This is a genomic window from Mesorhizobium sp. M2A.F.Ca.ET.037.01.1.1 (genome assembly GCF_003998075.1).
Taxonomy (GTDB): Bacteria; Pseudomonadota; Alphaproteobacteria; order Rhizobiales; family Rhizobiaceae; genus Mesorhizobium.
On record NZ_RZSA01001043.1, the window covers coordinates 1 to 2182 of the forward strand.

2 protein-coding genes and 1 pseudogene are annotated in these 2182 nt (G+C 65.2%); all 3 read left to right on the top strand.

Translation table 11 applies throughout. The features are described 5' to 3' along the window. The first annotated feature begins 224 nt into the window (after positions 1-224). Positions 225-689, top strand: a complete 465-nt coding sequence (locus EOA27_RS33135; RefSeq protein WP_126080187.1) for a MarR family transcriptional regulator — start codon at positions 225-227, stop codon at positions 687-689. Further along, complete coding sequence (locus tag EOA27_RS33140) at positions 682-1977, top strand: HlyD family secretion protein (RefSeq protein ID WP_126080188.1); 1296 nt, start codon at positions 682-684, stop codon at positions 1975-1977. Before EOA27_RS33135 ends, EOA27_RS33140 begins: the two co-directional genes overlap by 8 nt. Then, positions 1974-2182 (top strand): annotated as a pseudogene (locus EOA27_RS33145) (EmrB/QacA family drug resistance transporter); the annotation flags it as partial. The gene EOA27_RS33140 and the pseudogene EOA27_RS33145, both read left to right, overlap by 4 nt.

The following is a 2182-nucleotide window of genomic DNA, read 5'->3' on the forward strand; positions in this document are numbered from 1 at the left end:
GGCCGGAAAAGCGTATCCCATGAGCAGCGCCAGCATGGTGATCTTGAGCCGGTTCATTGTCTTGTCCTTGCCGAAAACCCAAGCCGAGCGGGCCGGGTTCTGGCCTATGCGATATTTTTAGCAAGCGCCTTAGTCGGTCTTGCGCTCGGCGTCCAGCGGGATTATGTGCATGATGATAATAAGCATGCTCACGAAAGTTTGTCCGCCGGCCCCGAAGTTCTCCCATGCCCTCCTCGCCCAATATCAGCTTCGTGCTGCACGATGTCGCGCGCCTGCTCAGGAAGTGGTTCGAGCAGCGCTCGCGCGCCTTTGGGCTGACCCGCGCGCAATGGCAGGTGCTGGCCTTTCTTTCGGTGCATGAGGGCATCCACCAGAACAAGCTGGCCGACCTCATCGAGATCATGCCGATCACGCTCGCAAGGTTGCTCGACAAGATGGAAGCGCGCGGCTTCATCGAGCGCCGGCCCGATCCTGCCGACCGCCGGGCGTGGCTCCTCTATCTGACCCCGCAGGCGCATCCATTGATTGAGGTGATGCGCAGCAACGGCCGGAAAACGCGTGACGAAGCCTTCGCCGGCCTGTCCGCGGACGCGCAGCAGCAACTGCTGCAAACCCTTTGCCTGATCAAATCCAATCTGCTCGAGGCCTGCACCCAGCCGGCCGTCGACCGGGAGAAAGTCCATGTCTGAAGGAACCTCACCCAGAAAGCCCGCCGACGGAGAAAATGCCGGCGAAAGAGCAAGCGACCAGGTCATTCGCCTGGACAGCCAGCGCGAGCAAAGGCGCGGCAATAATCCGCCTGTCGTCGAAGACGATGAGCTGGAAGCGCCCGTGGCGCCGGAGCCGGCGACGCTGGAGGCGCCTTCGGCGCAGCCGAAGCCGGCTTCCGTCACCGTAACTCCGCCCGCTCCCGCCAAGCCGCGCCGCGGCCTCACCCGGCCGATCCTGTTCGCGCTGCTGCCCGTCGCTCTGGTGGCCGGCGGCTACTACTATGTCGTCGGCGGCCAGATCATGACCACCGACAACGCCTATATCCAGGCGCAGTCGCTCGGCGTGTCGACCGACGTCTCCGGCACCGTCGACGAGATCGATGTGCACGACAACCAGGCGGTGAAGAAGGGCGACGTGCTCTTCCGGCTGCGGCCCGCCTCCTTCGAGACCGCGCTCGCCGGCGCCAAGGCGCAGCTCGGCACGGTGCGCAACCAGGTGCTGACGCTGCAGGCAAGCTACCAGCAGTCGCTGGCCTCGATCGACCAGGCCGAGGCCGACATTCCCTATTACGAGTCCGCCTTCCAGCGTCAGCAGGATCTGCTCAAGACCTCGACCGCCTCCAAGGCGACATTCGACAGCGCCCAGCACGATCTGATCGCGGCCCGCCAGAAGGTGACCGTCGCCAAGGCGCAGGCGCAGGCAATGCTCGCCCAGCTCGGCGGCGACGCCAGCCAGCCGGTCGAGCAGAACCCGTTCTACCTGCAGGCCCAGTCGGCGGTGGACGACGCGCAGCGCAACCTCAACGATTCCGTCGTCAAGGCGCCGTTCGACGGCATCGTCACCAATGTCGACGCCTTGCAGGTCGGCAAATACCTGCCGGCCTCGCAGCCGGCCTTCAGCCTGGTGTCGTCGACCGACATCTGGATCGCCGCCGAGCCGAAGGAAACCGAGCTCACCTATGTGCGGCCGGGACAGAAGGCGACGATCAGCATCGACGGCTATCCGGGCGATGTCTGGCACGGCACCGTCGGCTCGATCAGCCCTGCATCGTCGTCCAGCTTCTCGCTGCTGCCGGCGCAGAACACCTCGGGCAACTGGGTCAAGGTCGTGCAGCGCATTCCGATGCGCGTGACGATCGACGATCCGGACGGCAAGCCGCCGCTGCGCGGCGGCATGAGCGCGGTGGTCGACATCGGCACCGGCCATGCCCGCGGCCTGCCCGATTTCATCGCCAACCTCCTCAAGCAATCCGGACCAAAGTCATGACAACGGCTTCCGCGACAGGCGCGCCCGTGGTCGCCAATCGCGGCGCCATCACCGCCTGCGTCATCCTGGCGGTCATCATGCAGGCGCTGGACACAACCATCGCCAATGTCGCGCTGCCCTATATCCAGGGCAGCGTTTCGGCCAGCGCCGACCAGATCAACTGGGTGCTCACCTCCTATATCGTGGCCGCCGCGGTGATGACGCC

Coding starts and splice junctions, on each gene's coding strand:
- EOA27_RS33140 (WP_126080188.1), top strand. CDS start 682: ATGTCTGAAGGAACCTCACCCAGAAAGCCCGCCGACGGAGAAAATGCC.
- EOA27_RS33135 (WP_126080187.1), top strand. CDS start 225: ATGCCCTCCTCGCCCAATATCAGCTTCGTGCTGCACGATGTCGCGCGC.